Annotated in this window: 20 protein-coding genes and 5 pseudogenes; 20 read left to right on the plus strand and 5 right to left on the minus strand. The window is 64.2% G+C overall.

Annotated elements, in window-relative coordinates; genetic code table 11:
• The 8 genes and pseudogenes from BMG07_RS06365 to BMG07_RS06400 form a co-directional block, all read left to right on the plus strand.
• Positions 1-517 (plus strand): annotated as a pseudogene (locus tag BMG07_RS06365) (allophanate hydrolase); the annotation flags it as partial.
• Between the two features lies 1 nt (position 518).
• Positions 519-920, plus strand: a complete 402-nt coding sequence (locus BMG07_RS06370; protein WP_198083853.1) for an acetyl-CoA carboxylase biotin carboxyl carrier protein subunit — start codon at positions 519-521, stop codon at positions 918-920.
• Between the two features lie 16 nt (positions 921-936).
• Entirely contained in the window at positions 937-1,701 is a 765-nt protein-coding gene (locus BMG07_RS06375; protein ID WP_198083854.1) for a LamB/YcsF family protein, read from the plus strand.
• 182 nt (positions 1,702-1,883) lie between these two features.
• Positions 1,884-2,636, plus strand: coding sequence for an SDR family oxidoreductase (locus tag BMG07_RS06380; protein ID WP_198083855.1), 753 nt, complete (start codon positions 1,884-1,886; stop codon positions 2,634-2,636).
• Between the two features lie 40 nt (positions 2,637-2,676).
• Positions 2,677-3,378 (plus strand): amino acid ABC transporter permease, encoded by a 702-nt coding sequence (locus BMG07_RS06385; RefSeq protein WP_198083856.1) that lies wholly within the window; start codon positions 2,677-2,679, stop codon positions 3,376-3,378.
• Between the two features lie 6 nt (positions 3,379-3,384).
• The gene (locus BMG07_RS06390) at positions 3,385-4,143 is read left to right on the plus strand and encodes an amino acid ABC transporter permease (RefSeq protein WP_198083857.1); all 759 of its coding nucleotides are present in this window, start codon (positions 3,385-3,387) and stop codon (positions 4,141-4,143) included.
• A gap of 81 nt (positions 4,144-4,224) precedes the next feature.
• A complete protein-coding gene (locus BMG07_RS06395) occupies positions 4,225-4,959 on the plus strand; it encodes an amino acid ABC transporter ATP-binding protein (protein WP_198083927.1) in 735 nt (244 codons plus the stop codon).
• Positions 4,960-5,000: 41 nt separating this feature from the next.
• Entirely contained in the window at positions 5,001-5,843 is an 843-nt protein-coding gene (locus tag BMG07_RS06400) for an ABC transporter substrate-binding protein (protein WP_198083858.1), read from the plus strand.
• Positions 5,844-6,088: 245 nt separating this feature from the next.
• On the opposite strand, the gene BMG07_RS41625 is transcribed toward BMG07_RS06400, so the two are convergent.
• The 3 genes and pseudogenes from BMG07_RS41625 to BMG07_RS44715 all read right to left on the minus strand — a co-directional run.
• The gene (locus BMG07_RS41625; protein WP_269758717.1) at positions 6,089-6,325 is read right to left on the minus strand and encodes a hypothetical protein; all 237 of its coding nucleotides are present in this window, start codon (positions 6,323-6,325) and stop codon (positions 6,089-6,091) included.
• Between the two features lie 203 nt (positions 6,326-6,528).
• Positions 6,529-6,894 (minus strand): annotated as a pseudogene (locus tag BMG07_RS06410) (winged helix-turn-helix domain-containing protein); the annotation flags it as partial.
• A 30-nt stretch (positions 6,895-6,924) separates the two neighbouring features.
• Positions 6,925-7,649 (minus strand): annotated as a pseudogene (locus BMG07_RS44715) (sensor histidine kinase); the annotation flags it as partial.
• An 849-nt stretch (positions 7,650-8,498) separates the two neighbouring features.
• Here BMG07_RS44715 and BMG07_RS06420 point away from each other — a divergent pair.
• The 12 genes and pseudogenes from BMG07_RS06420 (at position 8,499) to BMG07_RS06475 (ending at position 20,808) form a co-directional block, all read left to right on the plus strand.
• On the plus strand, positions 8,499-8,630 hold the full coding sequence (locus BMG07_RS06420; RefSeq protein WP_198083859.1) for a hydantoinase/oxoprolinase N-terminal domain-containing protein: 132 nt from the start codon (positions 8,499-8,501) through the stop codon (positions 8,628-8,630).
• Positions 8,630-10,594 (plus strand): hydantoinase/oxoprolinase family protein, encoded by a 1,965-nt coding sequence (locus tag BMG07_RS06425; protein ID WP_269758730.1) that lies wholly within the window; start codon positions 8,630-8,632, stop codon positions 10,592-10,594. Before BMG07_RS06420 ends, BMG07_RS06425 begins: the two co-directional genes overlap by 1 nt.
• The gene (locus BMG07_RS06430; protein ID WP_198083861.1) at positions 10,591-11,679 is read left to right on the plus strand and encodes a hydantoinase B/oxoprolinase family protein; all 1,089 of its coding nucleotides are present in this window, start codon (positions 10,591-10,593) and stop codon (positions 11,677-11,679) included. Before BMG07_RS06425 ends, BMG07_RS06430 begins: the two co-directional genes overlap by 4 nt.
• Positions 11,676-13,151, plus strand: coding sequence for a hydantoinase B/oxoprolinase family protein (locus BMG07_RS06435; protein ID WP_198083862.1), 1,476 nt, complete (start codon positions 11,676-11,678; stop codon positions 13,149-13,151). The genes BMG07_RS06430 and BMG07_RS06435 overlap by 4 nt, the downstream gene beginning before the upstream one ends.
• Positions 13,152-13,198: 47 nt before the next feature.
• A complete protein-coding gene (locus BMG07_RS06440; protein WP_198083863.1) occupies positions 13,199-13,447 on the plus strand; it encodes a hypothetical protein in 249 nt (82 codons plus the stop codon).
• The gene (locus BMG07_RS06445; RefSeq protein ID WP_198083864.1) at positions 13,444-14,835 is read left to right on the plus strand and encodes an amidohydrolase family protein; all 1,392 of its coding nucleotides are present in this window, start codon (positions 13,444-13,446) and stop codon (positions 14,833-14,835) included. Before BMG07_RS06440 ends, BMG07_RS06445 begins: the two co-directional genes overlap by 4 nt.
• A 68-nt stretch (positions 14,836-14,903) precedes the next feature.
• Positions 14,904-16,232, plus strand: a complete 1,329-nt coding sequence (locus BMG07_RS06450; protein WP_198083865.1) for an amidase — start codon at positions 14,904-14,906, stop codon at positions 16,230-16,232.
• Between the two features lie 34 nt (positions 16,233-16,266).
• The gene (locus BMG07_RS06455; protein WP_198083866.1) at positions 16,267-17,520 is read left to right on the plus strand and encodes an ABC transporter substrate-binding protein; all 1,254 of its coding nucleotides are present in this window, start codon (positions 16,267-16,269) and stop codon (positions 17,518-17,520) included.
• A 24-nt stretch (positions 17,521-17,544) separates the two neighbouring features.
• Positions 17,545-18,420, plus strand: a complete 876-nt coding sequence (locus BMG07_RS06460; RefSeq protein ID WP_198083867.1) for a branched-chain amino acid ABC transporter permease — start codon at positions 17,545-17,547, stop codon at positions 18,418-18,420.
• The gene (locus BMG07_RS06465; protein WP_198083868.1) at positions 18,417-19,304 is read left to right on the plus strand and encodes a branched-chain amino acid ABC transporter permease; all 888 of its coding nucleotides are present in this window, start codon (positions 18,417-18,419) and stop codon (positions 19,302-19,304) included. Before BMG07_RS06460 ends, BMG07_RS06465 begins: the two co-directional genes overlap by 4 nt.
• Positions 19,301-20,116, plus strand: a complete 816-nt coding sequence (locus tag BMG07_RS06470) for an ABC transporter ATP-binding protein (protein WP_198083869.1) — start codon at positions 19,301-19,303, stop codon at positions 20,114-20,116. The genes BMG07_RS06465 and BMG07_RS06470 overlap by 4 nt, the downstream gene beginning before the upstream one ends.
• A 55-nt stretch (positions 20,117-20,171) precedes the next feature.
• A pseudogene (locus BMG07_RS06475) lies at positions 20,172-20,808 on the plus strand (ABC transporter ATP-binding protein).
• Between the two features lie 54 nt (positions 20,809-20,862).
• Here BMG07_RS06475 and BMG07_RS06480 read toward each other — a convergent pair.
• Together BMG07_RS06480 and BMG07_RS06485 are read right to left on the minus strand one after the other, a co-directional pair.
• Positions 20,863-21,627, minus strand: a complete 765-nt coding sequence (locus tag BMG07_RS06480; protein ID WP_198083870.1) for an IclR family transcriptional regulator — start codon at positions 21,625-21,627, stop codon at positions 20,863-20,865.
• 1,538 nt (positions 21,628-23,165) lie between these two features.
• Positions 23,166-24,512: pseudogene (locus tag BMG07_RS06485) on the minus strand (tannase/feruloyl esterase family alpha/beta hydrolase).
• Positions 24,513-24,598 lie beyond the last annotated feature (86 nt).

Raw genomic sequence — 24,598 nt, forward strand, 5'->3', positions numbered from 1 at the left:
CGCGGACCAGGCATGCCGCACCGGTTTCGGCCTGGTGCCGCCCGCGCTCGCGCTGCCGCTGCAGCGCGATGGCGTGGCCGCCGTGCGCGTCTTGCCCGCGGCCGAGTACATGGCCTTCGAGCCGGCCTCGCGTGAGGCTTTCTGGGCTGGCGAGTGGAAGATTACCGCGCAGAGCGACCGCTACGGCTACCGGCTGGAGGGCGAAGCACTGCGCCCCATCGCGCCGATGGAACTGCGCTCGCACGGCATCGTGCCCGGAGTGATCCAGGTGCCGCACAGCGGCCATCCGATCATCCAGATGCGCGACGCCCAGCCCTCCGGCGGCTACCCCAAGTTCGGCACCGTGATCGAGGCCGACATGTGGCGCCTCGGCCAGGCCCCCATCGGCAGCCGCATGCGCTTCATCGAAACCACCTGGGACGAGGCCGTGGCCGCGCTCGACGAAGCCCACGCCTGGCTCGGCAAGGTGGCGCGCATGGTGGAACTGCACCGCGGCGCGCCCGCGGCAAGGCACTGACATGAAGGAGGTCGCTCTGCAGGCCGGTCAATTCGCCGAATGGCTGGCCGATACGGACATCGGCCTGTTCGAGCTGCACACGCCGCATGGCAGCCTGCGGCTGGGGCGGGAAGGGGGCGAGATCGTGGAGTTGCCCTTGCTCGATGCGGCCGACGCCGTCGCCCCGACCGTCGTTCGCGCGCCCTCGGTGGGCGTGTTCCTGCGCAGCCATCCGCTGGCCGACGCACCGCTGGCGCGCATCGGCGAACAGGTGCCGGCTGGCCAAACGGTCGGCCTGCTGCAGATCGGCCCGCTGCTGCTGCCGGTGACCACGGCCGAGGCCGGCGAGATCGCCGCGATGTGCGTGGCCCACGGCCTTCCTGTCGGCTACGGCATGCCGCTGGTCGAACTGCATCCCCTCTGACGAGCAAGGACATCCGATGGACATCGATCTCAACGCGGACCTCGGCGAAGGTTTCGGCCCCTGGCGCATGGGCGAGGACGAGGCGCTGCTGGACATCGTCTCTTCCGCCAACGTGGCCTGCGGTTTCCATGCGGGCGACCCGGTCATCATGGACCGCACCGTGCGCATGGCGCGCGCCCGTGGCGTCGACGTGGGCGCGCATGTGGGCTTTCCCGATCTTCTCGGGTTCGGCCGCCGGCCGATGCAGATCGAGCCGAAGGAGTTGGTGGCCTATGTGCTCTATCAGCTCAGCGCGCTGGAAGGCATGGCGCGCACCGCGGGCCACCGCATGACGCACATGAGCTTTCATGGCGCGCTCGGCAACATGGCCGCGGCCGACGCCGCGCTCGCCGAGCCGTTGGTGCGCGCCGTGGCGGACTTCGATCCCTCGCTCATCGTCAGTTCTTCCGCCAGCCGCGCCATCGAGGATGCGGCCGCGCGCTGCGGCCTGCGCGTGCGCACCACCTTCCTGGCCGACCGCGCTTGCGGCGACGACGGGCTGCTCGTGCCGCGCAAGCTGCCCGGTTCGGTGATCCACGACCGCGACGCGGTGCTGGCGCGCGTGCGCCAGTTGCTGGAAGAGGGCACCGTGACCAGCTGCACGGGCAGCAAGATCCCGATGCGCGTGCACTCGATCCTGCTGCACGGCGACACGCCCGGCGCGGTGGACCTGGCCCGCGCCGTGCGTGGCGTGGTCGAGCAGGCAGGGCGGGTGGTGCCCATTTCCAGGCAATCGGCCTGAAGGGCCCGCGGCTTTCCGTTCGGCGTATGAACATGGTGCTTACCCTTGGTCATATGCACCGATCCCGGGCGACATAAGGGCGGCTTATCGCTCCACAGTCAAACGGTCTTGGCGCCGCGAACAGGCGCTCGATACAGTGAATTCCAGGCAGTCGATCTGCTGTTCCAACGAAAGAAATCAACATGCCGTTCTCCGACTACAAGACTGCGCTGGTGACAGGGGCCTCCTCGGGCATCGGCGCCGCCGTCGTCGAGCGCCTGTGCAAGGAAGGCCTGAAGGTCCATGCGCTGGCACGCAGCGCCGACAAGCTGGCCGAGCTGGCCGCGCGCACGGGCTGCATTGCGCACGCCATCGACGTGAGCGACCTCGCCGGCGTCACCCGCCTTGCGCAAGAGATCGAATTCGACGTGCTGGTCAACAGCGCCGGCGTGGACCGTCCCGGTTCCATCCTCAAGGCCGACGCCGAGGGCATCGACCTGCTGGTGGACGTGAACCTGCGCGCCGTGCTGCATCTGTGCCGGCTCGTGGTGCCCGGCATGGTCGCGCGCGACCGCGGCCACGTGGTCAACATCAGCTCGATTGCCGCGGCCTACAACTTCGGCGGCAACAGCACGTACCACGCGACCAAGGCGGCCGTGCGCATGCTGTCGCGCCAGCTGCGCATCGACGTGTTCGGCAAGCGCGTGCGCGTGACCGAGATCTGCCCGGGGCGCGTGGCCACCGACATCTTCGCGCACGTGCACGGCGACACCGAAGAGACCCACCAGCGCTTCGTCGAAGGCTACGAACTGCCGCAAGCGGAAGACATCGCTAACGCCATCGCCTTCGCCATCGCGGCGCCCATCGCGGTGAACGTGGGCCACATGGAAATCACCCCCACGCTGCAGGTCCCCGGCGGGCTCTCGACCGCGCGGCCGGAAGCGCCGCAGGCCTGATCGGCATCACGGGCCCCCACGCCACGCCAAGGAACAGCGCATGAAGGACTTCAACCTGCTGGCGATCCTGCTGAAGCCGGAGTTCGGTGCGATGCTCTTGCACGGCCTGCTGGAGACGCTGAAGATCGCGGCCGGTTCCTGGCTGCTGGCGATGGCCATGGCGATCGTGCTGCTGGTCGTGCGGCTCACGCCGAACCGTCTGGCCGGGCGCGTGGTGGCCGGCTACGTCTCCTATCACCGCAACGTGCCGACGCTGGTGCAGCTCATGCTGTGGTACTTCGGCATCTTCAGCCTGCTACCCGATGCGCTGCAGGGCTGGCTGTCGGTGCACAACGCCGAGACCCTTCTTTCCATCGTCGCGCTCGGCCTGTGCCAGGGCGCCTACTTCAGCGAAGACATGCGCTCGGGCCTGCGCTCCATCCCGCCCGGGCAGGCCGAGGCCGCGCGTGCCCTCGGCCATGGCTACATCGGCTCGATGCGCCACGTGATGTTGCCTCAGGCGATTCGCAACGCCGTGCCGGCGCTGGTCAACCACAGCGTGTCGCTCTTCAAGAACAGCAGCCTGGCCATGGCCATCGGCGTGGCGGAGCTGACGCATGCGGTGAAGGAAATCGAGAGCCAGAGCTTTCGCACCTTCGAGGCCTACAGCGTGGCGACGGTGCTGTACCTCGTGTGCTCGCTGCTCATCATGGCGGCGGGCGGCTGGCTGTCGCGGCGCTACCGCATCGTTGGGGCGAGGTAACAAGCCATGTTCAGCGTCTTTGAAATCCTCCGCGACAACTGGCTGCTGCTGCTCGTCGGCCAGTACCCCAGCGGGCCACTGGGCGGCATCGTCGCCACGCTGATCCTGTCGGTGCTGGGCATCGTGCTGGCGTTCCCGCTGTCGGTGCTGCTGGCGCTCGCGCGGCTGTCGCCCTGGCGCCTGCTGCGCTGGCCGGCCACGGTGCTGGTGTACGTGGTGCGCGGCGTGCCGCTGCTCATGGTGATCCTGTGGGTCTACTTCCTGGTGCCGATCCTGATCGGGCGCGACGTGTCGGGCTTCACCACGATGCTGTGCACGCTGGTGATCTACGAGGGCGCCTACCTGTCGGAGGTGGTGCGCGCCGGCATCCAGGCGTTGCCCAAGGGCCAGACCGAGGCGGCGCGCGCGCTGGGTCACGGCCATCTGGGCACCATGTGGTTCGTGATCCTGCCGCAGGCGCTCTACAACATGCTGCCCAGCATGCTGAGCCAGTTCATCTCCACCATCAAGGAGACCACGCTGGGCTACGTCATCAACGTGCAGGAACTCACCTTCGCGGCCAACCAGATCAACAACCAGTTGCTGACCAAGCCGTTCCAGGTGTTCTTCATCCTTGCGATGACGTACTACATCGTCTGCTTCAGCCTCACGCAGCTCGCGCAGTGGCTGGAGCGGCGCATTGCCCGCAAGCGGCTCGGCGCAACCGCCGTGAAGGCACCCGAAGACGGTGTTTCGCTGCCGCCGCCGGTGGCGGCGAACCCTTGAGGCCGCGTTCGACGGCCATCGACTACAAGACCAGGAGACCGCGCCATGAACCCCGTTGCACACCCCCCAGGGGATGACACCATGATCCTGTTCTCCAACATCAACAAGTGGTATGGCGACTACCAGGCGCTCGCGGACGTCAACGCCGAAGTCAAGAAGGGCGAGGTCGTGGTGGTCTGCGGGCCTTCGGGCTCGGGCAAGTCCACGCTGATCCGCACCGTCAACCGCCTCGAGGAAGTGAAGTCGGGGCAGCTGCTGTTCGACGGCCACGACATCCACGCCAAGATGAGCAGCGCGGCGCTCAACAAGCTGCGCAGCCGCATCGGCTTCGTGTTCCAGAGCTTCAACCTGTTTCCGCATCTCTCGGTGCTGGAGAACATCATGCTGTCGCCCATGCGCGTGCTGGGTGTGAAGCGGGCCGAGGCGAAGGCAAGGGCGGCGCAACTGCTCGAACGCGTGGGCCTGTCGAACAAGGCCGGCGCGTACCCGGCGCAACTCTCGGGCGGCCAGCAGCAGCGCGTGGCGATCGCACGCGCGCTTGCCATGGAGCCGCCCGCGATGCTGTTCGACGAACCCACCAGCGCGCTCGACCCCGAAATGGTGGGCGAAGTGCTGTCGGTGATGCGCAGCCTGGCCAACGACGGCATGACCATGATGTGCGTGACGCACGAGATGAACTTCGCCCGCGAGGTGGCCGACCGCGTCTGGTTCATGGACGCGGGCTGCATTCTCGAGAAGGCCGACCCCGAGACTTTCTTCAGCAGTCCGCAGCACCCGCGCGCGCAGCGCTTTCTGTCGGACTTGCGCGCGCACTGAGTCTTCGTTTCTTCCTCTTTGCATTCCTCCTGGAGTTCACCATGTCGACCAGAACCGCTTTCCGTCTCACCGCCATCGGCGCCTGTCTTTGCGTCGTGTCCTTCCTGGCGCATGCCGACCAGTGGAGCGACATCAGCCAGCGCAAGGAACTGCGCTGCGGCACCTTCGCCGACGTGCCGCCGTTCGCGGCGCCCGATCCGAAAACGCGCGAAATGGTGGGCCATGACGTCGACCTGTGCAATGCGCTCGCCAAGGAACTCGGCCTGACGGCCAAGGTCACGCCGCTGTCGGTGGAGGCGCGCGTGCCCGAGGTCAAGCTCGGCCGCGTCGACGTGACCATCGCCAACCTGGCCTACACCAAGAGCCGCGGCGAGCAGATCCAGTTCAGCGACCCGTACTACGTGGCCAAGGAAATGCTCGCGGTGAAAGCGTCCGACCCGGGAACGGCCAAGGCCGACTTCAAGGGCAAGCGCCTGAGCTCCACGAAGGGCTCGACCTCGGAGTTGTCGATCAAGATGAACGGCTCGGAGCCCGTGACCTTCCAGGACACGGGCTCGGCCTTCATGGCGGTGCAGCAGAACAAGTCGGTCGGCATGGTCGCCAACACCATGACCATCACCAAGCTGGTCAACCAGTCGAAGACCGAGGGTGTGGCGCTGAAGATGATCAAGGACCCGATGGTGCTGCAGCCCGTGGGCATCGGCATGAAGAAGGACGAGCCGGTGCTGCTGTCCAAGGTGAACGCCGCGCTCTATGCGCTGGAGAAGTCGGGCGAGCTGGACAAGCTCTGGGCCAAGTGGCTCGGCCCGAACACCGAATACAAGATGGTGCGCGAAGAAAAAGTCACGCCGCTGGCCGATCTCAAGTTCGAGCTGTTGCCCTGATGAACCGTGCCGGGGCGGCGTTGCCGCACCGGCCTGCCCGCTTGCCCGCGACGGCTTCTTCGGGTATCGCCGACGAGTGGTGAGGGCAATCAGCCACGGGCCTTTCACCTACTCATAGACGTACGTGTAGCGAGCGTGCACGATCTTGCCGCCGTTGAGCTTGACGGTGTAGGTGCAGAGGTCCTGCACCACGTTGCAGCCAATCCTGATGCGCCGTTTGTCGATTGAGTCTTGTGGTTCGCCCTTCAGGAGCTTGACGAAGTAACCATGGATTGCTGCCGGGGGGTGTGCGGGGCGTTCGACGCGGTCGCCAGCAGCACGCCGTCGCCCGCGTAGTTGGCTGGGATCTTGTTGGCACCGAGCGTGCGGGGCGAGTTGCTCCAGCGGTTGAACAGTGTCGCGATCCGCAGCTCGGTGGCCGGCGCGCAAACGTCCGCTGCCGACGGCTGGGCGAAAGCCGACGTCGAGATGGCAAGGACCACGGCGGTGGTGGCCGAAAGAGAGAGTTAGCGAAGCACATCCATGATGTTTTCCTTCTTGCAATGAGATATCTGTCACGGGGGTTTTCGGTGCTGTATCGCCAGTGCGACAGGACTTCATTCTTCGTTCGCTCTATGAATGCCACCTTTGGCGCGCCATGAATCCGGGGTGACGCGCACATGAACATCGGATGAATGGGCAAACATCAGCCGGGCGCGGCATCCAGTCGATAACCAAGGCCGCGCATCGTCTTCAGCAGGGCACGGGATGGCCGTCGTTGACCTCGGCGCGCAGGCGGCGCACCTGACGTCGACGATGTTGGTCAGCGCGTCTTCGTTGGTGCCCACACGTTGGACAGGATGCGCTCCCAGTCGAGCACGAGGTCGGCCATCTGCAGCGAGGCGGCTTTGGGACGTTGCTCACGAAAGCGGCGGAGCAGCGCCTCGATGCGGGTCAGCAAATCCTTGAACGCAAAAGGCTTGGTGAGGTAGTCGTCGGTGCCCAGGCCCGCAACAGAACATCGGGGACGCGCGTCGTCTTCGACAACCAGGACGTTCATGTTGTTTTGTTGTATCAGGGTGGAAAAGAGGGACGGGCGCAGCGGCAATTCAAGGCGCACCGTGGTGCTTTGCCGCGGAACACTCGTCGATGACGATGCGGCCCTGGTGGGCTTCCACGATGGCCCGCGCGATCGATAGCCCGATGCCGTTTCCATTGGCCGATTGGCCGCGCGCGCGGCGGCCGCGCACAAAGCGGTCGAACACGTTCGGCAATTCGTCGGCGCCGAGGCCGATCCCTGCGTCCGCGACCATCACCCGCACGAGGTCGCCGTCCCGTTGCCAGCTACCCGCACTGTGCCGTCGTGGCGCAAGTAGCGCACGGCGTTGTCGAGCAAGATTGCTAGCGCTTTCCGGAGGCGGCCGGCATCGGCCTGCAGCCTAACCGCGAGCGGACTGACTGATCGGCTTCCGCCTTGGCAACCAGCAGAAGATCGTCGATGACGCCCGTGTGCTGATTCACGTCGCGCATGATGTGCGTCAGCGTCTCACGGTACTCGGGGAGGGGCTTGTCGGCGCCGCGCAGGGCGATCGCTGCCTCGCCGCGAATCGCGGTGCCCGGCGTGCGCAGTTTGTGGCTGAGGTCGGCGAGCAGTTGGCGGCGGCGCTGGTCGATCTGCTGCAGCGTCTGGTGAGCGACGCTCAGTTCGCAGGTGCGCTCCAACACGGCCTCCTCGAGTCGGCGGCGCGCGGTGTCGGCGTTGTGCCGGTGCCGCTGCAGTTCGGCCGCCATCGCATTGAAGTGCTCGGCGACCCGATCGAACTCATCATGCGTGCATGTACCGTGGTCTTGGCCAGCGGGAAAAATGCCATCCCGTTGTGTTCGCCTGCGTGAAGTGCTGTGTACGCAGGCGTCCCCAGTGGTCGTCTCCCGACTGACCTGTACTTGCCACGCATGCAAGATGCCGTTATCAGGTAGTCGCGTGCCAGTTCAGAGTCCAGAGTCGCGCGACGTCGCTGCCGCATGCCAAACAACTGCGAAGCCGCCAATGCCCAGTATTGCTGCGCCGAGAAGCAACCATCTGACTTGCCTGCGCATCCGTGCCAACTCCCTCGTTTGCCTCACCAACTTTCGCTGTGTCATGTCACGCGGGCGACTGCTTGGGCTGCACGCAGCTCTGCGGTTGCGCCCCGTTGCGGTGGAGGCTCTTGCTCGAGCAGCGCACAGGCCAGCGCGCCCAGATCGATGCCGAGGCTCTCACGTGCGGATGCTGCCCTTGCGTCCGAGGCATCCGCATCGAGCACGAATCTCTTGAAGGGCTCGCCGTGTGCGACCGGCGATCCATCGCGACCGACTGGAACTTCTGCGCGTCGGCTGTGTACAGCTTCGAGTTGCCAATACCCACGCCCAAACCTGCGAGGACGGCCGCGGAGTTCGCCTTGTTCTCCGCGCCTCAGCCCGAGTTAAAGCCGATGTTCCCCAGCGCCTGGATGTTCGATTGCACGTCGGTGACGGATTGGGAATTACCCGGGGGTTGACGCAGCATCGAGCCTGCTCCAAAATTTCTGCAACCAAGTTGCTCATTGGGAAACAAACGTCAGGCCAAGGCAAGTACCTCTTGCCCGGTCACTCGCAGCGGCGTCGTTCAGCGAGCCGCATTTGAAAGGAAGCACGGAGATGGACCAAGGGTCATTCAAGATCGGGATAGACGTCGGCGGCACCTTTACCGACATCGTTGTCCAGGACGCCAGTGGCGCCTTGGCGCAGGGCAAGGTGCGTCCGTACCTGGAAACGAGTCCGAAGCCGTGATGAACGCGCTCCGGCTGATGGCGGAGGGGCAGGGTCTCGGCGTTCGCGAGATTCTTGCGCGCACGGCCGCAATCAACTTCGGTACGACCGTCGCCACCAACGCGATGCTGCAGAACAAGGGCGTGCCCACGGCGATGCTCACGACGAAAGGTTTTCGTGACGTCGTCGAACTGCGCCGTGGGTACAAGGAAGTGTTGTTCGACCTGCAGCTCGCTCCGCCCGAGGAGCTCGTCACTCGCCGCTGGCGCCTGAGCATCTGTGAGCGGGTCGGGCCCGCCGGGCAGGTGATCCTGCCGCTCGCAGAAGAGGAGGTGCGCGAGGCGGCTCGCAAGATGAGCGACGAAGGCATTCAGTCCGTGGCGGTTTGCTACCTAAACTCCTTTCTGAATCCGGCTCACGAACTCCGAACGGCGGAAATCCTGCGCGAGGAGATGCCGGAGATCGACGTGTTCGTCTCGTCGCAGGTGCTTCCGAAGATCCGAGAGTTCGAGCGGTTTAGCACCACGGTGGTGAACGCGGCGATGAGCCCCCTCCTGCGTACGTACCTGGAGCGGCTGATGCTCCAGCTTCGCGAGAACGGCTTTCGCAACGAGCTGCTGGTGATGCAGTCCAACGGCGGCAACACCGCGCCCGATCAGGCAGGACGCATGGGCTGCGCCTTCCTGCTGTCAGGCCCGGCCGGTGGTGTCGCCGCCATGTCGCGCGTGGGCACGGCGTGCGGGTACCCCAACGTGATCGGCGTCGATATGGGCGGCACGAGTTACGACGTCTCGCTCGTACGCAACGCCACGCCCGAAACGCGCACGGAGACGTGGTTCAACCGCCAGTTCGTCGGAATCCCGATGCTGGCAATCCACACGATCGGTGCAGGTGGTGGCTCCATCGCATGGGTCGACGCCGGGGGCGCGCTGCGCATGGGGCCGCAAAGCGCAGGCGCGCGGCCGGGGCCGGCATGCTATGGCGCGGGTGGCACCAGCGCTACTTCCTCCGATGCGTTCCTGTACCTGGGCTATGTGAACCCCGACTACTTCCTCGGCGGGCGCATGAAGCTGCACCGTGACCTTTCTGCGGAAGCGATCCGCAAGAACGTCGCCGAGCCTCTGGGAATGGGCGTGGACGAGGCGGCGTACAGCATGCTGCGCATCATCAACAACAACATGTCGAACGGCATCCGCTACGTCTCGGTCGCGGAAGGCCACGATCCGCGTGACTTCGCGCTGATGTCGTTCGGCGGCGCCGGCAGCATCACCGTCGGCACGCAGGCACGAGACCTCGGAATCCGCAAGGTCTTAGTGCCGCGCACCGCGAGCGTGTTTTGCGCGCTTGGCGAGCTCCTCGCGGACTTGCGCCGGCCTCAGCTCTTACCGGTTTCCGGGCGCTTAGAGGAACTGGATGCCGACAAGCTCGTGGCGCAACTCGACCAACTTGCGGAGAGCGCCTCCTCCGATCTGGGCAAGCTCCCGGGAGTGCAAGGGGTGGTGGTGGAGCGCTTCGCGGAACTGCGATACGCAGGGCAGGTGCACGAGCTCGCGACCCCCATGCCAGTGGGCCCGGGTTCGCCCGCGGCCATCTTGGCGCAGACCGTGGAGAGCTTTCACGATCTGCATAAGCAGCGCTACGCGTTCTCCAATCCTGGTGCCCCGATCGAAATCCTTGCAGTCCGGCAGGATGTGATCGGCGCCCGTGGAGCGACTGTGTCGAAGTCGCGCGAGAAGGCCGAGGGCCCCGCGGAAGCGGCCATCAAGCAGCGCCGGAAGGTCTGCTTCGATGCAGGCGGAGACAGGTTCGAGTGGATCGACACACCTATCTACGACGCCGCCAAGCTGCACCCCGGCCACCACTTCGCCGGTCCAGCCGTAATCGAGGCGACCGACACCACTATCGTGCTGCAGCCTCAAGACATGTGCCGCATCAACGAGTACGACGTGTTTGAGATTGACATTCCGGAGGAGCGCGGCCAATGAAGACCGTAATCGACAAACTGAATGCCGCACTTCAAGGCGGCTTCAACGTGGCGGCCAAGGCGGCCGTTATGCACGCCGACGGCCGCATGGTCGCCACATGGCCCGGTGATGCCGCACCAAGCCTTGCTGCGAGCATTAGCACCGTGCAGGAGTTTTTCGGAGACGACTGGCAAGACGGCGACGTCGCGATCCTGAACGACGTCAACCAGGGGGCCACCCATGGGTCCCAATTGACTGCGGTGGCTCCGCGCTTTGGTGGCGGGAAGATCTCGGGCTGGACTGCCAGCCGCGTGAACGTGCCGGACCTCGGCGGCTGGCTTCCGGGCGGCTACTCCCCGCAGGCTGTGGATCGATGGGCTGAGGCCGCGCGGTTCGTTCGGGCCAAGCTGCTTCGGGCCGGGCGGGAACGTCGCGAGGTCTCGGACCTGCTGCGCCTGAACAGCCGTACGCCGAAAGCGACCCGGCACCTGGCGCTCGCCGCAGCGAATGCTGCTCTGGAACTCGGTCGGGTGGCGTCTCCTTCGGACTTCGAGCAGGCCTGGAGCCTTGATAGTGCCACCCTGGTGGAAAAGCTCCAACGCGTGGCAGGCAAGGTGGCCACTGCATCGAGCAAGGTGGCATTGCCGGCGGGGTGGGCGGCGCTGGAGGACATCAAGGTTGAGGTCTACGCACTCGGCGAGCGTCTGCGGATAGTGACGAGCGGTCCGGCGCACAGTTGGCTGCCTGTCAATCTCGGAGAACACGCGTCGCGTGACCTTGTGGTCGCCGCTGTCGCCGCCGTCCTGGGCGCACAGCGCGTTGAGACCGGCGCATTGGCGAGTCTCATTGAGGTGCAGATACAGGGTGAATTGCTCGCGGCTCCCACCGCGGCTGGCGTTGGACTTGGCCGCGAGACGACGGGCGCTGCGTTGCACGCGGCAACTTGTGAGGCGGCCGCGACCGTCCTCGGCCGGCATGCGCCGAAAGATGCCATGCAGGCTTGGCTGCGGCGCGAGACTGTTGGTGCGCTCGACTGGAGCACCGGAAAGCTCGACGCGGATTCCGCCAGCCGCCTTCTGTCCATCGAATCGGAGATCCCGCAATGAACGTTACCCACTCTGAGGCCATCACGGCCGAAATTGTTCGCAACTATCTGGAAACAGTCAGCGGCGAGATGAGCCACGTGGTCGAAAGCACCTCGATATCGCCTATCTTCTCGGAGGCGCACGACTACTCCACTGGCATTTTCTACCTCGACGAGCGCGGTGTGAGCCTCGTCGCCCGGGCCCAGTCGCTCCCGACGCATATCTTCGCGGCGCTCCGATCGGTGGAAATCGCATTGCAGATTTACCAAGGCGACATCAACGAAGGCGATGTGTTCTTCGTGACGGACCCTTATTACGGCGGCAGTCACATTCCTGACTGGACCATCGTCAAGCCCGTGTTCGTGGAGGGCAAGCCGATGTTTTTCACCTCCGTACGCGGCCACGTCAATGACGTGGGCGGCTGTGCGCCGGGCGGCTACAACACCATCGCGCGCGAGATTTGGCAGGAGGGCTTCCGTGTCCCGCCTGTGAAGCTGCGCGATCGAGGTGAACCGGTTAAGGACATACTCGGCCTGATCCTTGCGAACACGCGGGTGCAGCACGAGATCACCGGCGACATCGAAGCGATGATGGGCGGCTGCGCGATCGGTGCACGGCGAATCGAAGATGTGCTTCGCAAGTACGGTCCGCAGGCGGTGTGTAAGAGCGTGCGGTACATCTTGGACTACACGGAAAGGATGTTGCGTGCCGAGATCCAGAAGTGGCCTGACGGCACTTATCACGCCACCAGCATCTTGGATCACGACTTCGCCGGCGGAGGCGAGGTTCCGGTCCACGCGACCGTCACCGTCAAGGGTGACGGCCTGATCGTGGACTTCACGGGAACGGCCGGTCAGGTTCCGGGTTTCGTCAACAGCGTCGCCGCCAATACGATTTCCAACATCTTCGCCACGCTGGTCTCGCTATGCCCTGACATCCCGGTCAATTCCGGTTACTTCCGGCCTGTGGAAGTGGTGCTACCGCCCAAGTCGGTGGTCAACTGCGAAGCGCCGGCACCAGTGGGACACTCCACTGTCTGCATTGGGGGGGATATCGGCGAAGCGGTGATGAAGGCGTTCGAGCACATCACGCCGGACCTGGTGTCCAGCGCCACGGTCGATATCGCGAATGTGCGCGTGTACGGCACCAACACCCGGACCGGCCGCTTTTTCGTGGCAAGCGATCTCTGGGCGACTCCAATGAGCGCTGGTGGGTCGAAGAGCACCGACGGATGGGGCGGCTATGCGGCGACCTTCTGTGCACTCAAGCTGCCGTCGCTCGAAATGTACGAGCGGCAATTCCCTTGGACATACGTGAGCGTTGAGTACGCAAAGGACACCGCTGCGCCTGGCCTGCACCGGGGAGCACCTGCCATGCACTATCTGCGCCGAATGGAAGCGGATGTGAAGGCCATCGTCTACTCAATGGGCTATGACCATCCGGTCCAGGCTATCTCGGAGGCGCCGGCGGAGCTGGGAACTACTTCGTCCTGAACGCCGGATCACCAGACGAACTAAAGGTGACAGGTGGCTGTTTCGATGTGGCGGTCCCGGCCGGCAACCTTGTCTTCGCGCAAAGCGGCGGCGGCGGCGGGTGGGGTGAACCGCTCCAGCGCGATCCCGCGCACGTCCTGAACGACGTGGTAAACGACTTGGTGAGCATCGAGAAGGCGCGGGGCGACTACGGCGTCGTCATCGATGCCGCGAGGCTCGAGGTGGACTGTGCGGCCACGGATGCGTTTCGTGCCCAAAAGCGCAAAGCCGCGAAGACGGAAGGTGTGACGGCGTGACGCGGCAAGTCGACTTGCTCATCCGCGCAGGCGCGGTCGCAACGATGAACGCGCGGCGTGACATTGTGCGCGACGGCGCCGTTGCGGTCCTCGACGGTCAGATCGTGGCCGTGGGCAAGGCGAGTGACCTCGAGCAACGCTTCCAGGCTAAGAAGACCTTAGGCGCGCTAGACAAGCTGGTGCTTCCGGGGCTCGTCGACTGTCACAACCACGCACCGCACTTCCTCTCGAAGGGCTTTATTGACGACATGCGCTATCCGCAGCGCTGGCGCGACCGCGTCTGGCCGTTCGAAGCTGGGCTCGACGAGGAAGAGACGCGTGTCGCCTGTATGGGCACATTCATCGAGATGGTGAAGCACGGCACGACCTGCTTCTGGGACCCGGGAAGCATGCACCCTGCCGGCGTCGCCAAGGCAGCGGCGCAGGTCGGGATCCGCGGCACTGTTTCGCACCTAACGTGGGACGTGCACGACCCCAGCGCACCGACGCAGTACCACTGGAACACGGCCGAGGCGTTGGCCGAGAGTGTGCAGACGGTGCAGGATTGGCACGGCTATAACCAGGGCCGCGTGCGTGCCTCGTTCTCGCTCGTGCGCGGGTCCCACGTGACCGACGAGCTGTGCCGTCAGGTGAAGGAGCAGGCGGACGCGATGGGCGTGGGCATCCAAGCGCATTGCGCCACCTCGCGCAGCGAGTTCGATTCGGCGATGGAGACCTGGGGGTACTCCCCCGTGGAGCGTTTTCATCGCGCCGGAATCCTCGGGCCTTCCACGCAGCTCGTTCACATGGGATTTGTGACCGAAGCGGACATCGAGGTGCTCAAACGCTTCGATGTCTCCGTTTGCCATTGTCCGTCAGCCAGCATGTTCGGTGGCTTTGGGGGCGTGTCCCACGGGCGATTCCCGGAACTCGTTGCCGCGGGCGTTCGCATCACCCTGGGCACCGACGCGGCGGCGGTGAGCCGCTTCCTCGACATGGTCCGCGTGATGTATTTGGCCGCGTGCGCGCACAAGGACGCGAAGGCGGATCCAACGGTCATTGGCGCGCACCGCGCGCTCGAGATGGCGACGCTGAACGGCGCGCGCAGCCAGTTGTGGGACCGCGACATCGGTTCTCTCGAAGTCGGAAAGCGCGCCGACCTGCTGGTCGTCGACACCGACGGCATCGAGTGGCAGCCGGACCCGCTCACCACTCCTGTCGCGAACCTGGTTTATTCGTCCAGTGGTTCCGCCGTCCGCTCGGTCGTCATCGACGGGCGCCTGGTGATGGAAGACCGCCGGATGTTGTTAGTTGACGAAAAGGAGTACGTCCGCGAGGCGCGAGAGCGGTCGCGCGAAATTCTGCAACGTATCCACTGCGGCCCGCGGTTGGTCTGGCCGACGGTTTGAGTGGGGCACACATGGTAAGCACGAACCCCGGCGGCCCCGGCTTTCCGAGCCTCCTGCAAGTTGGCGCGATGCTGCGCTCTGGAGAGTGGAGTGCGTCTGACCTGACGACGCAGACACTCGCCCGGATCCAGCGACTCGATGGGTATCTCCACGCGTTCTCGGAGGTCTACGCGGACCAGGCGATGCGAGCGGCGCGCGTCGCGGACCAGCGCCTGCGCGCGGGCGAACGTCTTGGCGCGCTGCATGGCATTCCCGTCGCGCTGAAGGATAACGTTGACTTCGCTGGCAGACGGACCCGGGCCGGTTCCTCGCTGTTGAGCGGCGAATGCGCAACCCGGCACGCCTGGATCACGCAGCGCTTGCTGGAGTGCGGCGCGATCATCGTCGGCAAGACGCACATGGTGGAACTCGCCCTGGGATCCTGGGGTACCAACGATGTCATGGGGACACCGAGGAACCCTTGGAGTGATTCGGAGCACCTGTCGCCCGGCGGATCGAGCAGCGGATCCGCCGTGGCGGTCGCCGCGGGCATGGTTCCCCTGGCCATTGGCACGGACACTGGAGGTTCAGTGCGGGTGCCTGCGGCGTTCTGCGGAGTCACTGGCTTCAAGCCGACGGTCGGGCGCATCTCCACCGCCGGGATCGTTCCTTTGAGCACAACCCTGGACACCGTGGGCTTGCTGGTTCCGGCCGCCGAGGACGCTGCAGTCGCATTTGCAGCCCTTATTGGCGACGACACCTGCACTCTGGATTCCATTGAAGCCCTCTCGTTGGCTGGAGTGCGGATCGGCTACCTCTCTGACGATCACCTCGCCGGGGTGCAGCCCGAGATTCTGGCGGCGTATTGCCAGATCATGGCGAAGTTCCGTGAGGACGGCGCGCACCTGCGGCCGCTCGAAATCCGCGGGAACCTCGACGATCAGGCGGAGATTGTGAACACGATCATCGTCACAGAGGCACTCGCCAGCTGGGGGCATTTGGCGAGCGACGAACTCGCCCCCATGGACCCGGCAGTTCGTGCCCGCATGCTGGCTGGCCGGTCCATCAGTGGCGCCGAGTACGTTCGGGTTTTGCGCGCGCGTGATGAATTGAAGACCTTCTTCAAGCGGGACTTCGGAGACCTCGACGTGTTCGTCACCCCGACGACGCAGTGGACGGCACAGCGCGTCGCGCGATTGAATCACGCGCGTCCGCCGGCGCGGTACTCACGCATCGCGAACTTGCTGGACCTGTGCAGCATTTCTGTGCAGGCAGGCTTCGACCAGAATGGGTTGCCGATCGGCATGCAGATTGCTAGCAGGAGCCACTGCGATGCGCGCGTCCTTGGCGTCGCACGGGCGCTTCAGGCCCGGACGAGGTGGCACGAGCGGCGATGGTTTGCGAACGATGGAAAGTGACGCAAAGGGCAAATCGCCCAGGAAAGGATTGAGCATGAAACAGCACAGAAAACTCACGTGGCTGCTGGTGGGGGCACTCGGCGCGACGCTGGCAATCGGCGGCCCTGCGGCGGCCCAGGAGCGCCCCAAGGAATGGAAAATCGGTGCGCTCTTCCCGTTCAGCGGGCCGCTGGCCTTCCTGGGACAGGAAACCTTTCGGGGCGCCAGTATTGCGGCGGAAATGATCAACGAGCAAGGCGGGATCCTGGGTGCGCCCGTCGTCTTCGAGCGCGCCGACGCAACCACGCCCGCACAGGCGCGTTCCGAAGCCGAGCGCCTGGCCAATTCGGGCATCCAAGTCGTGTTCGGGACGAATTCGAGCGGCCTCTCGCTACCGGCAAGCCAGGCACTCGAGCGCGCCAAGGTCATATTTTGGGAGCCCGCGTCGTCTGTCGAGGAACTCACGACCCGCGGCTACCGCTACACGTTCCGCACCGCGCCTCCCGGCTCCGAGTGGGGCAAGGCCATGGTGGATTTCACGGTGGACCAGTTGATCCCAGCTCAGGGAAAGACCAAGCAGTCCGCGAAGATCGCGATCAAGTACGAAGACGGCGCTTTTGGCAATTCGCTGAACAAGGTCCTGACCGATCAGTTGAAATCTCACGGCCTTACGCCCGTGCTGGATGAGCAGTATTCCGGTCGCGCGCCGGACCTGTCGTCGGTCGTGCTAAAGATGAAGGAAGCCAAGCCCGACGTGATCCTCTCGGTCGACTATGCCAACGACGCGGTGCTGTTCACCCGCCAGGCAAAGGAACTCGGCCTTCCCACGCGGGCTGTCGTCGGCTGGGTGGGGATGGCATTGCCCAAGTTCTATCCCGATGTCGGGCCCTATGCGAACGGCATGATGTCCGTGGACCTCCCCGTTGGTCTGAGTCCGGAGAAGCTGTCGCCGGCCGCTCGCAAGCTGCGCGAAGAGTTCCACGACCGATACCGCAAGACCTATGGTGCGCCGCCGTCGAGTATCGCGGCGCCAGGATTCGAGTCGGCGTGGATGCTGTTCAAATATGTGCTTCCTCGTGCCGGCAAGCTCGACGCTGAGGCTATCCGGAAGGCTGCGCTTGAAGTGGACGTTCCGGTGGGCACCACCGCCCTCGGATGGGGGCTGAAGTTCACGCCGCCGAACGCTTCCGGTGGTCATGGGGGGCAAAATACGCGCGCCTTCATCGGCATCTCACAGTGGCAGGACGGCAAGCAGGTGCTGGTCTGGCCGAACAACGTCTCCGCCGGCAAGCTCGTGCGCGTCGACTGACGGTTGCGACTACCGGATTGCACGATGCTTGTTCAAATCTTCGTCAACGGTTTGCTGGTCGGCGGCATCTACGCGATGGTTGCGCTCGGCCTGAACCTCGTCTTTGGCGTGCTGCGGATCATCAACTTCGCGCACGGGCATTTCCTGATGCTGGGGATGTATGCGGCATTGACGCTCTGGCGGTATGGCCTCGATCCGTACGTGAGCATTCTCATCGTCGTTCCTGCGCTGTTCCTGTTCGGTGCACTGTGCGAAAGATGGCTGATCCGGTACACGCTGGCGGCGCCAGCGCACGTGAAGATTTTCGTGACGCTCGGACTCGCCATCGCCATGGAGAACCTCGCTTTACTTGTATTCAAGGCCGATTACCTCTCGGTGAAAGTGCCGTACCAAACAAGCGTGTGGCAGGTGATGGGAGTGAGCGTGTCGGTCACGCGGACCGTCGCGTTCGCTGCGATGCTTGCGACGTCCGCAGCCCTGTTCCTGTTCCTCGGTCGGACTGACTTCGGGCGGGCCATCCGCGCGACAGCGCAGGATCGAGCGACCGCGCGTCTCATGGGTATCAATGTCGATCGCGTGCAACTCATCACCTTCGCGATCGGTTCGGCCATCGTGGGACTCGCGGCCTGCCTGATGATGCCCATTTACGCGGTGTACCCCACGGTGGGCGTCGAGTTCGTCACCGCGGCGTTCGTTATCGTGGTCCTCGGCGGGCTGGGCAGTCTCCATGGCGCACTTTTTGGCGGGCTCCTGATCGGAGTCATTGAGCAGGCCTCCGCCTACTTCATGGACAGCGCGCTGCGGCAACTTGTCTACTTTCTTTTGTTCATGGTGGTGTTGGCGGTACGTCCGGCGGGCCTGTTCGGGCAACGGGGTGCCGAGGAGATCGGACTGAAATGACTCTTAACCTATTTTTGGATATCGTGTTCCTCACCTTGGTGTGGGCAGGTGTCGCGGGCTCCTGGAACTTTCTCGCCGGCTTCGCGGGCCAGTTCTCGCTCGGGCACGCTGCGTTCATGGGCATCGGAGCGTATACGTCGACATTGTTGTTCGCGGACCTTGGTCTGACTCCCTGGGTGGGCCTGCTTGCCGGCGCCGCGTTCGCGGCGGCCTTGGCCGCGGTGCTGGCGGCGGTCAGCCTGCGCACGCGCGGGCCTTTCTTCACCCTCATGACGATCGCGTTCGCCGAGATCGTGCGGATCCTGGTCGTCTACTTCAAGGGCGTGACGCACGGTTCCGAGGGCGTACTTCTCGAGCAGCCGCCGGCTCTGGCGAGCATGATCTTTGCGAACAAGGTTCCGTACGTGCTTTTGGCGGTGGTCTACGCAGCACTGGTTATCGGAGCGTGCGTGTGGACGCGCCGATCGCGCCTCGGTTTTTTCTTGCTCAGCGTGCGGGAGGACGAGGATGCCGCGCGGTCGCTTGGCGTTAGCGCCTATGCAACCCGTATCCAGGCCACTGCCATCAGTGCAGCAATGGCGGCGATTGGTGGCTCCTTGTTCGCACAGTACACGTTGTTCATCGATCCCGACAGCACCTTGTCGTTCATGCTTTCCGTGCAACCCGCCCTGATCGCGATTGTCGGCGGGCTCGGTAACCCATTCGGGCCGCTCCTCGGTGCGCTCGTCGTCGTGCCGCTGGAGCATCTGTTGCGCGGCTGGTTCGGTGGCGGCCTCGCCGGGTTGCATGGCTTCATTTACGGCGTTGCCGTGATCCTAATCTTGCTGGCCCTGCCGGATGGCGTGGCCAAACTTCTGCCGCAGCGGCGGCCCACCCGCACATGATCGCTACGCAGATCCCCCTGGTGGAACGCCCGCTCATCCCGCCCTCGTCGCCGCACGCCCTGTCGGCTGCAGCGGTGCGTCCACACCTCATCGAGGCGCAGGGCGTGTTCAAACGCTATGGAGGCCTGACAGTGCTGCGTGACGTAACTCTGGGAATCCGGGAGGGTTCCATCGTCGGGCTCATCGGCCCGAACGGCGCAGGCAAATCGACCTTCTTCAACGTGCTCACCGGCTTCGCGCGCCCCGACGAGGGTACGGTTCGCTTCGGTGACCGCGACATCACGTCCGCTTCTCCGGAGCAGCGCAACCGAATGGGCCTTGCGCGCACCTTCCAGATCGTCAAACCGTTCCAGCATCTCACGGTGCTAGAGAACGCGATGGTGGGGGCGCTCGGCTCGATCAGCAGCACTGCCGAGGCGAAGAAGACGGCGCGCGGCGCGCTGCAGCGCACCGGGCTGGTGGCACGCGCCGACCAACCGGCGCATTCCCTCACGCTGTCGGACCTGAAACGGCTGGAGTTTGCCCGCTGCCTTGCCACCCAACCCAAGGTGCTGCTGCTGGACGAGGTAATGGGCGGACTGAATCTCACCGAAATGCGCGAGATGATCGAACTCGTTGCTGGGCTGCGGCAGGAAGGAATGACAATTGTGCTGGTGGAGCACATCATGGACGCGATCACGGCGCTTGCAGACGAACTCCATGTGCTGGCCAGCGGTGAGCTGATCGCATCGGGATCTCCTCAGCTGGTGCTGCGCCACCCGCGGGTGATCGAAGCGTATCTAGGCGAGGACCTTGGCGATGTTGAGAATTGATTCCGTCAGCGCCTGGTATGGCGAGGCGCAGGTGCTGCGCGATGTCAGCCTCGAGATGCCTGCCAGAAGCACATTTACCCTGCTCGGTGCCAACGGCGCGGGAAAGAGCACGCTCCTGCGCACCATCTGCGGTTTGACACAGCGGCGTTCGGGTGCCGTCGAATTTGCCGGTGATCACATCGAGTGCCTGACGCCCGATGCGATCGTCGAACGTGGACTCATCATGGTCCCGGAGCAGGTCGGTCTTCCCATTCATGACCGTGGAAGACAACCTCCTGCTCGGCTCGTACGCCCGCCGGGCGCGACCACACCGCGAACAGTCACTGCGACGAGTCTACGAATTGCTGCCGAAGCTGGCCGAGCGACGTAAGCAACTGGGTGGCTCCATGAGCGGGGGCGAGCAGCAGATGTGCGCGATTGCGCGCGGACTCATGGCCTGTCCGGAACTGTTGATACTCGACGAACCATCGCTTGGACTCGCGCCGATCGTGGTGAAGGAAGTCTTCCGCTTGCTGCGGGAGCTGCAGGGTCTCGGCATTGCCGTGCTGTTGGTGGAACAGCATGTTCGCAATGCCCTCGAACTCGCTGAGCGGGGCGCGGTCCTCGAGAACGGGAGGGTGGTCCTGGAGGGGGCGGCAAAGGACCTGCTGGGCAATCCGGACCTGCGCAAGGCGTACATGGGGCAGAAGTGATCGCAAGACCAGCATGACTCCAGCGATTTGAGCGCGAGACCTCCGCCCACGGAGTCAGAGGCCCCCGAACGGGTAAACCACGGCGCCCAGGCGGCCGGAGATTTCGCGTGCCGCCCCTTGCAGCCGCTTGATGTGGGCGTCGCGGTCCTTTGCATTAACCGTGTGTCGAGGAAACACTAAGCCGATAGCGCCTGCGATGCGCTCGCCTCTTTCCAGAATCGGAACGGCAGTCGCGCCTAGACCGACCACCGTCTCGCCCTCTGTGCGGGCAACGCCTTCCTTGCGTACCTGCCTGAGTTCCGCGGTGAGGTCGCGGCGAGTCGTGATCGTGTTCGGAGTGAACCGCGAGTATTCGCCCTCCGGAAGAATAAGTTCCCCGTTGCTTCCGCTGAAGGCGAACAGCACCTTGCCGATGGCAGTTGCGTGGGCGGGGACCACCATCCCGACGCGCATGCCCACGTCCGTGAAGTGCGCACCCTGCACCTCAAGCAGATGCAGGACCTGTCCTTCGTTAAGCACTCCCAATACTGCCGTGTGATCGAGTTCGGCGGCGAGACGGCGCATTGGGCCGACGGCCTCACGAACCAGTGGCTGTGAGCCGAGGAAATGACCGGCTAAAGTAATGGCAGGCAGGCCCACTGTGTACTCGCGCGTGTCCGGATCCTGTATCAGAAGACCCGCATCCCGGAACTCAGCAAGGATTCTGGACACATGGCTTTTAGTCAGACCTGTGTGCTCGCAAAGCCCCGTGACGCTCCACCGGCCACGGTTCGTGGTGAAGGCGTTGTACACCTTCAATGCATTCGAGAGAGCCTTCATGTCAGTTTCCCATAAAGCAACTACGTGCAAATTTTAGTGGCACCGTTGCTCATTGGTCAACTTCGTTGCAGCATCAACGTAACCCCGATTGACGGTGTCGCCAGCTACCCCGTATATTGATTTCTTGCAACTTAGTTCCCCACGTGGAAACGAGCCCGGCGTCACTTTTCGGCGGGCAACGTCGAAGGAAGAAGGATGAAACGCGCAAGCTCGATCCGATCGGTTGCCTGGGAACGCCTCACCTATTTGACTCTCAGCGACATCATTCAAAAGTCGGTGATCGGCGTCCCGAAGCACTCTTAGCCGACATAACGATAGTTGAATATGAAGCAGTTGGACCGCGAGGACAGCTACCGGGAGAGCGCCCCGCGTGCAAACATGGAGGCCAAGCCTTGACCTCTTGGCCTACTGCCGAAATCCTGAAATCCTGAAATCATCCGATGCTGCGAGGCCGCAATGATCGTCCCTCTAATGCTTTTGCTTTTGCTTTTCTTGGTTGGCGGTTGGTTCGCAATCGCTTGCGGAATGCCGATGGAGAGACTGTACCTCGTTTGGAAAGTGGAGAATGAGGGTGGCCGCAGTACACAGGCTATCTATGCCGATCCAGTATCGGGCGCCGTAGTGTTCTTCTACGAAGACAGGCCAAAGATCTCACCGGATCGAAGCGCGCAAGTAAGAAGCCAGACTGATGACTGGGGTGACCGAACCCATGCTTCGCGGGCCCTTCGATCTCAACCGCGCGCTCGATCCTGACGCTGTCCTTGGGCGACAGGTTGATCGCATGGGTGCTGCCGACCGTCTTCGTGGAGGAGGCGTTCATCGGGCACGACGCCCGAGTGAGCATTGATCGCCTCCAGTCGACAGTAAGGTATGTGGCCGAGGAAGCGGCCGGCAAGCGTGTGGACCTATGGGCACGCCTACGCGAACTCAGACCAACGCCGCGAAGCCTTGCCGCTGTGGAATCACTTCTACAACTGGCGTCGACCGCACCACGGCATCAACCTTGTGGCGCCCATCTCACGTCTCTCGATGTCTCAAAAGAACCTGTTGGCACTTCACAGCTAGCGGCCGGCCGCAGCCGCAGGTGGTGTCGGCCGCTTCGTGATGGTAGTCGACCCGGCGCAGGCGATCCGGCAACGGCTTTCGGCGCGGCTGGGTCTTCGGCTTGGCGGGAGAGTCGCGTCGACCGGTTTTTCCTTATCCTGCAGCGTAGCGAGTTGGGCGGTCAAGTTGGGCTTCGTCCTCGGCCGCCTTGGCCTCAAACGTCTGCCGCTGCTCGGCATGAGCTTCGAATTTCCAGGCCTTCAACCGCGAGAGTTCGAACGGACAAGCCGCACAGGTTTGAAGTGCATCGGCGTAAAGTCGCCTCCACCATGCCGAGCGGCTAAGGGGCCGTGCACGTGAAACTCGATTCGGCGTTCGGGTCGCCGCTTCCGTTGTACTTCGCGTACTGCGGGTACTTGCAAAGCGGGCGTTGCATGGCTTTGGTTCCCGGCGCCGCCAGGCTGTTGGTTGCCACGATTCTCTTGCTCGAAGCTTCACGCCCTTTTCGATCCAGTCGAACATGGGCCCGACCAGATCGACCTTGTCAGCGCCTTGTCCGACACCGAGGCCGTTGACGCAGTGATCCACCCCGGGCGCTGGTAGTACTCGACAAACTGGTCCGCCGCGCTTTGGCCGCCCGCTGACGCAACCACCTTGTCGTAGTAGTGCGTGGTGTTGTGCGGCGTGATCAGCCAGTCCGTCATGCCGTGCCAAAGCAGAAGCTTGCCCCCGTGCGCCCTGAACTGCGAGAGGTCCGGGTCCACCGCATCGATCAGGCCCACGAGATAGTCGAGGCGCGATGTGTACTGCGCCGGGTCGATCTGCAGGGGATCCGCGCTGGCGCTCTGGGCAACGAAGTATTTCATGAAGTCGCCGCCAAGCAGTGTCGGACCGGATCCACCCCAGGCCTGCATGCGCGCCGGTTCGACCGTTTCTCCTCCAAACGGAAATCCTGGCCATGTGTAGCGGCCTCCTGCCACGCTGGTGGGCTCATACATCGTCCTGGCCGATTCCAGTTGGGCAGGTGTCAGGCACGAATCCGACTCCGCGCCTGTGCACTTGAGCGCGGAAAGGTTGAACGTGCAAAGGTCGGGCCTGCCGATGACATTGTCTTTGAGCCCGTCGAGTCCGTCGCATTGGGCCATCACGGCGTTGGCAATGGTCTGGACCTTTGCCTTGCTCAGGGCTGCGCCGGGCTTGGCCAATTGCTTGAGCTGCTTCTGGTAGTAGAGGAACTGCGGCGTGTAGGCATTCGCGGGTGCGCGCGAAATGACGCCGTCGAATGTGTCCGGATATCGCTGCGCCTGGATCAGGCCTTGGCGGCCGCCGCCGGAGCAACCTTCCTACACCATCTTCGCGCTGGCGACTTCCGTGCTGCCCAGACGGGCCTTCATGATCGCCTTGGCCGGAGCAAGGACCCTGGGAACCGCCAGATACGCATACTCGTTGAGCATTTCGGTGTCGAGTGCGAAACGTCCATCGCGGATCGGGGACATCGCAGTGTGCCCGTGGTTCGTCGCGATCGTGGCATAGCCGCGTTCGGCAAGGCCCGGGCTGTACGCGCTGGCGGCTATCGCGCCGTCAAATCCGCCGCCACCCATGAAGACGGTCCGGTGGTTCCACGCCGTCGGCATTCTGACTTCGAAGGCCAGGTCCTGGGCCATCTCACCGCGCACGAGGCAGTTCTCGGGCACCGCGCCAGCCGTCGGGAAGAATCGTGCCTTGGTCACGACCGCGCCCTCGAAAGTCTGGCCCTGCAGCGCCGTGCATGCAGCTTCGGCCGACTTGACCGCCACTGGCACCGCGGGCGCCGACCCTGAAGAAACGCTGGCGCAACCCATCAGTGCAAGGGGTGGCAGCAACAACAGCGCGGCCGCTTTTTTCAAGGAGCGCCCGGATCCGGGCTTGCCTGTGAGATGCCGCGTGG

Origin of the sequence: Variovorax sp. E3 (assembly GCF_016082275.1) — a bacterium.
Taxonomy (GTDB): domain Bacteria; phylum Pseudomonadota; class Gammaproteobacteria; order Burkholderiales; family Burkholderiaceae_C; genus Variovorax.

Excerpts from the sequence above, each read along its gene's own strand:
- BMG07_RS06370 (WP_198083853.1), top strand. The coding sequence starts at position 519 with ATGAAGGAGGTCGCTCTGCAGGCCGGTCAATTCGCCGAATGGCTGGCC.
- BMG07_RS06375 (WP_198083854.1), top strand. The coding sequence starts at position 937 with ATGGACATCGATCTCAACGCGGACCTCGGCGAAGGTTTCGGCCCCTGG.
- BMG07_RS06380 (WP_198083855.1), top strand. The coding sequence starts at position 1,884 with ATGCCGTTCTCCGACTACAAGACTGCGCTGGTGACAGGGGCCTCCTCG.
- BMG07_RS06385 (WP_198083856.1), top strand. The coding sequence starts at position 2,677 with ATGAAGGACTTCAACCTGCTGGCGATCCTGCTGAAGCCGGAGTTCGGT.
- BMG07_RS06390 (WP_198083857.1), top strand. The coding sequence starts at position 3,385 with ATGTTCAGCGTCTTTGAAATCCTCCGCGACAACTGGCTGCTGCTGCTC.
- BMG07_RS06395 (WP_198083927.1), top strand. The coding sequence starts at position 4,225 with ATGATCCTGTTCTCCAACATCAACAAGTGGTATGGCGACTACCAGGCG.
- BMG07_RS06400 (WP_198083858.1), top strand. The coding sequence starts at position 5,001 with ATGTCGACCAGAACCGCTTTCCGTCTCACCGCCATCGGCGCCTGTCTT.
- BMG07_RS06420 (WP_198083859.1), top strand. The coding sequence starts at position 8,499 with ATGGACCAAGGGTCATTCAAGATCGGGATAGACGTCGGCGGCACCTTT.
- BMG07_RS06425 (WP_269758730.1), top strand. The coding sequence starts at position 8,630 with ATGAACGCGCTCCGGCTGATGGCGGAGGGGCAGGGTCTCGGCGTTCGC.
- BMG07_RS06430 (WP_198083861.1), top strand. The coding sequence starts at position 10,591 with ATGAAGACCGTAATCGACAAACTGAATGCCGCACTTCAAGGCGGCTTC.
- BMG07_RS06435 (WP_198083862.1), top strand. The coding sequence starts at position 11,676 with ATGAACGTTACCCACTCTGAGGCCATCACGGCCGAAATTGTTCGCAAC.
- BMG07_RS06450 (WP_198083865.1), top strand. The coding sequence starts at position 14,904 with ATGCTGCGCTCTGGAGAGTGGAGTGCGTCTGACCTGACGACGCAGACA.
- BMG07_RS06455 (WP_198083866.1), top strand. The coding sequence starts at position 16,267 with ATGAAACAGCACAGAAAACTCACGTGGCTGCTGGTGGGGGCACTCGGC.
- BMG07_RS06460 (WP_198083867.1), top strand. The coding sequence starts at position 17,545 with ATGCTTGTTCAAATCTTCGTCAACGGTTTGCTGGTCGGCGGCATCTAC.
- BMG07_RS06465 (WP_198083868.1), top strand. The coding sequence starts at position 18,417 with ATGACTCTTAACCTATTTTTGGATATCGTGTTCCTCACCTTGGTGTGG.
- BMG07_RS06470 (WP_198083869.1), top strand. The coding sequence starts at position 19,301 with ATGATCGCTACGCAGATCCCCCTGGTGGAACGCCCGCTCATCCCGCCC.
- BMG07_RS06480 (WP_198083870.1), bottom strand. The coding sequence starts at position 21,627 with ATGAAGGCTCTCTCGAATGCATTGAAGGTGTACAACGCCTTCACCACG.